The sequence below is a fragment of the Mesorhizobium sp. M7A.F.Ca.CA.002.04.1.1 genome (assembly GCF_004022805.1).
GTDB lineage: Bacteria > Pseudomonadota > Alphaproteobacteria > Rhizobiales > Rhizobiaceae > Mesorhizobium > Mesorhizobium ciceri.
This window is the reverse complement of record NZ_RZPL01000450.1, coordinates 1-4,776: the sequence shown is the minus strand read 5'-3', so window position 1 is coordinate 4,776 and position 4,776 is coordinate 1. Positions and strand designations below refer to the sequence as shown.

Annotated in this window: 4 protein-coding genes and 1 pseudogene; 2 read left to right on the top strand and 3 right to left on the bottom strand. The window is 63.5% G+C overall.

Going from position 1 to position 4,776, the window contains the following annotated elements; genetic code table 11:
• Window positions 1-727 (bottom strand): annotated as a pseudogene (locus ENZ75_RS21370) (hypothetical protein); the annotation flags it as partial.
• Between the two features lie 95 nt (window positions 728-822).
• On the opposite strand from ENZ75_RS21370, the gene ENZ75_RS21365 reads away from it, so the two are divergent.
• Window positions 823-1,290, top strand: a complete 468-nt coding sequence (locus ENZ75_RS21365) for a peroxiredoxin (protein ID WP_063167801.1) — start codon at window positions 823-825, stop codon at window positions 1,288-1,290.
• Window positions 1,291-1,440: 150 nt separating this feature from the next.
• Window positions 1,441-2,745, top strand: a complete 1,305-nt coding sequence (locus tag ENZ75_RS21360) for a M23 family metallopeptidase (protein ID WP_063167800.1) — start codon at window positions 1,441-1,443, stop codon at window positions 2,743-2,745.
• A gap of 49 nt (window positions 2,746-2,794) precedes the next feature.
• On the opposite strand, the gene ENZ75_RS21355 is transcribed toward ENZ75_RS21360, so the two are convergent.
• Both ENZ75_RS21355 and ENZ75_RS21350 read right to left on the bottom strand, forming a co-directional pair.
• Window positions 2,795-4,024 carry an amidohydrolase gene (locus ENZ75_RS21355; RefSeq protein WP_063167799.1) on the bottom strand — a complete coding sequence of 410 codons (1,230 nt, stop codon included), beginning with the start codon at window positions 4,022-4,024 and terminating at the stop codon, window positions 2,795-2,797.
• A partial coding sequence (locus tag ENZ75_RS21350; protein WP_128278294.1) for a M24 family metallopeptidase occupies window positions 4,011-4,776 on the bottom strand: 766 nt, incomplete at its 5' end. The genes ENZ75_RS21355 and ENZ75_RS21350, both read right to left, overlap by 14 nt.

Genomic DNA, 4,776 nt, shown 5'->3' with positions numbered 1-4,776 from the left:
ACTCCATGCCGCCCGGTCCCGACTGCACGACGGTGGCGTCGGTGATCTTGACGAGCTTGATCGCTCCGGTTTCGGGCAGCACGAATTCGACATTGCGAAGATCGATGCGACGCAGCGAATCCTCCCGCACGGCATCGAGTGCGTGGTTGATGTTTCCGAACACCGCGGCGGACAGCTTCTCCGGATCGATGAGGCCGTCCGCATTGCGCAGGCCGGCGGTCCAGTCGCCGCCTGACGGCATCGCCGCCACGACGATGCGGGCATCCGAGATCCTGGCGCTGGTCAGCCGCACATCTCCCCACAGCAGCGGGAACAGACGCACGCCGAAGCGCACGCGGCCGGCATCGGCCATCGGCTTGCCGTCTGATGTCTTCAAGCTGACGTCGCTGACCTGAAGCGCGATGAAACTCGAACCGTCGAGCGTGATGCGGGCAGGCCCGACCGCGACATTGACATCGACGCCCGCCAGTTTCTCAAGCGCCGTTTCCGCCTCGGCGCGAAGCCGGTCGGCTCCGATGCCGGAGGCGCCAACCAGATAAACGAGCACGGCGGCCAGCAGCACGAAAGCGACCAGACCGGCGAACAGTCGCGACAGGATGCGAAAACCGCGTCCGATCGACGCCTGACCAAGCGGCGGCACACGGCAGGCGGACGGAAAGGTCCCCAGGTCGGTGATCTCATCACGCCTGAACCGGATCTTCTCGTGCTGCGGTCGCTCCTGATCCACGCAATTTTCCGTTGTACGAACTCGATCGTGGACGAATCCCCGTCCGACACTATATCGGTGTGGCTTCGCGCGTAACCTCAAACAAGGGCATCGGTATGGCTGACCTCGACGTAGGCGATCTTGCGCCGCAATTTGACCTGCCGCGGGACGGCGGCGGATCGGTCAGCCTTGCCGCATCGTCCGGCAAGCCCATCGTGCTCTATTTCTATCCGCAGGACGACACAACAAGCTGCACGCAGGAGGCGATCAGCTTCTCGCAGTTGAAGCCGGAGTTCGAGAAGGCCGGCGCCGTGGTGATCGGCCTGTCGCCCGACCCCGTCAAGAAGCACGACAAGTTCAAGTCGAAATACAATCTCACCATCGACCTCGCCGCCGACGAGGAGCGCACGGTGATCGAGGCCTACCATCTGTGGGTCGAGAAATCGATGTATGGCCGCAAGTATATGGGCGTCGAGCGCGCGACGTTCCTGATCGGCCGCGACGGGCGGATCGCCAGGATCTGGCGCAAGGTCCGCGTCAAGGGCCATGCCGAAGAGGTGCTCGAGGCCGTTCGAGCGCTTTGAGGTTTGCCGGCGAGGCTGGCCCAGGTTCCCTTGCAACCTTACGCACGCCTGGCGGGCAATCGCTGCGAGCAAGCTATCGCTGCAAGCCTTTGTTAACCCTAATAATGTGTAATCAAGCTGTCGTGGTGTCGTAAACGAAAGCTTGGTCCCGTGAACGCAACCGGTCAGTCCGCAGTCTTCGGCAAGCGTAAGGAGCCCCATACGGTCATCATCGCCCGGGGCAACGAGATCAGGCATTTTACGATCCGACCGTGGCTGGCGGCCTTTATCGGCTCGGCGCTGGCCGCCATTGCCGTCGGCTACCTCATGGCCACCTCCTATCTCGTGCTGCGCGACGATTTGATCGGCGCCACAACGGCGCGTCAGGCGCGCATGCAGCAAGCCTATGAAGATCGCATTTCGGCGCTTCGCGCCCAGGTCGACCGCATCACCAGCCGCCAGTTGCTCGACCAGCAGCTGATGGAAACCAAGGTCAGCGAACTGCTTGAACGCCAGAGCCAGTTGAGCCAGCGTCATGGCCGCCTTGGTCCGCTGCTCGAACGCGCCGAGAGCGAGGTCGGCGCAGCGCCGGCCGAAGATCCGGCAGCGGCTGCGAAGCCGGACAAACGCGCCGAAGTGACCGGCAGCATCAAGGAGCCCGCGCGGAATTATGCGGTCGCCAGCCTGAGCGCCGATCTCGGCGCCGGCGACACAAGGCCGTTCTCGCTGTGGTCAACCCGCTCCGATCCGCTGCCCAATGATTCAGCCGCCGATCGTGCCGACAAGCTCTTCGTCTCGATCAACCAGTCGTTGAAATCCATCGAGAGCGATCAACTGACCCGCATCAGCACGCTTGCCGACAATGCCTATAAGAGCGCCGATGCCATCACCCAGGCGCTCGAGGCGGCCGGACTGCCCGTCGACAGCGACTTCGGCAAGGGCGACAGCGACGTCGGCGGACCGCTGATCCCGCTCGACAGTTCGATGATGTTCGACAGCAAGGTCAAGGAATTGGACGAAGCGCTTGACGCGCTCGACCATCTCAAGAAAGAAGCGCGCCAGCTGCCGCTGACCAACCCCGCGCCGGGCCACTCCGTCACCAGCCCGTTCGGCGTGCGCACCGACCCGATCCTCGGCACCGCGGCACTGCATTCCGGCATGGATTTCAGGGCGCCGATCGGCATGGCCGCAAAGGTCACGGCGCCCGGCACCGTCACCAAGGCCGGCTGGAACGGCGGCTATGGCCGCATGGTTGAAGTCGACCATGGCAATGGTTTTGCGACACGTTACGGGCATCTCAGCGAGATCGACGTGACCGTCGGCGAGAAACTGGACGCCGGCGCCGTCATCGGCAAGACCGGCAGCAGCGGCCGCTCGACCGGCCCGCATCTGCACTACGAAGTCCGCCACAATGGCGAAGCGATCGATCCCTTGCGCTTCCTCACGGTCGGCAAGAAGGTCGCCCAGTATCTGTAAGCGATCCCAGGCTCCTGCCCCATGCGCCGATGACCATCATGATGGCTGACTAAGGCGCTCCCGTAGACAGAAACGCCGTCGCTGCCGCAACCAGGGTGGTCGCGCCGACCTTCAACGCGGCCTCGTCGACACGAAACCGGGCGTGATGGAGCGGAAAGACCGATCCGATCTCCTCGTTCCGGATTCCCAGCCGAAAATAGACCGAAGGACGTTTCTCGCTGTAGTAGCCAAAGTCGTCCGCGATCGTCCATCCGGGCGTGTTGAGGACGTTGTCGGCACCGATGCAGGCCTTGGCGCTGGCGGCAATCAGCTCTGTCATCTCGACATCGTTGACGACGCCGGGTTCGCCCTTGTGGATGTCGACCTCGACACGCGCGCCGTGGCTCGTCGCCATACCCTCGGCTATCGTACGAACGCGGTGCCAGGCCCGCTCGCGGGTTGCATCGCTGCCGCTGCGGATGGTGCCTTTCAACGTGACCCTGCCGGCTGTGACATTGTAGGCGTTGCCGCCATTGATGGCAGTCACGGAAATCACCAGCGGATCGTACGGATCGGTCTCGCGCGAAACGATCTTCTGCAATTCGCTCACCAGGGAGCAAGCCACGGCCAACGCATCGACGCCTTCATGCGGTTTTGCCGCGTGTGCCGCCGAGCCGATGACGGCCACATCGAACGTGTCACAGGCCAGAGTGTAGGGACCGGAGCCGACGGCGATCTTGCCGGTCGGTGTGTACGGATCGACGTGGACGCAGATGGCGGCGTCGATGTCGTCGAGAAGCCCCTCTTCCACCACCCGCTTGCCGCCCGACGGTTCGTCCTCCTCCGCCGGCTGGAAGATCAGGCGAACGGTACCGCCAAAACTGTCCCGCGACTGGTGAAGATGCGCGGCCACCGCGAAAGCCATCGATGCATGGGCGTCGTGACCGCAGGCATGCATCACACCTGGATTCGTCGATGCATAATCGACGCCGGACTCCTCCTCGATCGGCAAGGCATCGATGTCGGCGCGAATGGCGATCTTTCGATTTGACGGCCTGCCGGCGCCGACAATATCGACGGCAAGGCCAAAGCCGGCGACGTCGCGAATGTCGACGATTCCCTGATCCACCAGCATCTGCCTGAGGTAACGCTGCGTGCCGGCCTCCTGGTTCGAAAGCTCGGGATTGCGGTGCAGATGGCGACGGACCTCGATCATCCGGTCGAGAATTCCGGCGTCGATATCGGTCGTCACGGTTTTCGCAACACCACCCGCCGTGGCCGAACCCTCAGGATTTGACATGGATCTCTCGCGGGAACTTCGTCAGGGTCTCGTGGCCGGTTTCGGTGACCAGGATGGTCTCGCTGACCTCGATGCCCCAGCCGTCCATCCACATGCCAAGGATGGAATGAACGACGTTGCCCGGTTCAAGCACCGTCTTGTCGCCCGGCCTGAGGCTGATCGTGTGTTCGCCCCAATCCGGCGGATAGGCGACGCCGATGGAGTAGCCGATGCGCGATTCCTTCTTCAGTCCGTAGCGCTGGATGACCTTGCGCCAGGCAGCTTCGACCGCTTCGGCAGTCGTTCCCGGCCTGACCGCGTTGAGCACCGCGTCCATGCCCTCGATCACCGCTTTGGCGGTATCCGAGACATTTGTCGGCGTCTTGCCAAGCTGCATGGTCCTGGCGAGGCCGGCGGCATAGCGGCGGCAAACGCCGGCAAGTTCCAGCGCAATCGTCTCGTTTTCTCCAAACCGCCTGTCGCTCCACATGATGTGCGGCGCCGAGGCATTCTCGCCACCGAGGATTGTCGGCGGAAGCGCTGTGATGTCGCCGGCAAAATCCGGGCTGCCCGCGATCTGCGCCGCCTGGATGGCGGCGATGGCGTCGCATTCGCGAACGCCCGGCGCGATCACCTCGAAGGCTCGCGTGACGGCAGCTTCGGCGAGCGTCGATGCCTTGCGCAAATAGGCGATCTCCGGCGCCGATTTGACCGCCCGGATCCAGTTCACCAGCAGGTCGGCATCGTGCCATTTTGCATTGGGAAGTCCGGCG

What these genes read in the sequence shown, in the direction of transcription:
- ENZ75_RS21365 (WP_063167801.1), top strand. Translation starts at nt 823, where the DNA reads ATGGCTGACCTCGACGTAGGCGATCTTGCGCCGCAATTTGACCTGCCG.
- ENZ75_RS21355 (WP_063167799.1), bottom strand. Translation starts at nt 4,024, where the DNA reads ATGTCAAATCCTGAGGGTTCGGCCACGGCGGGTGGTGTTGCGAAAACC.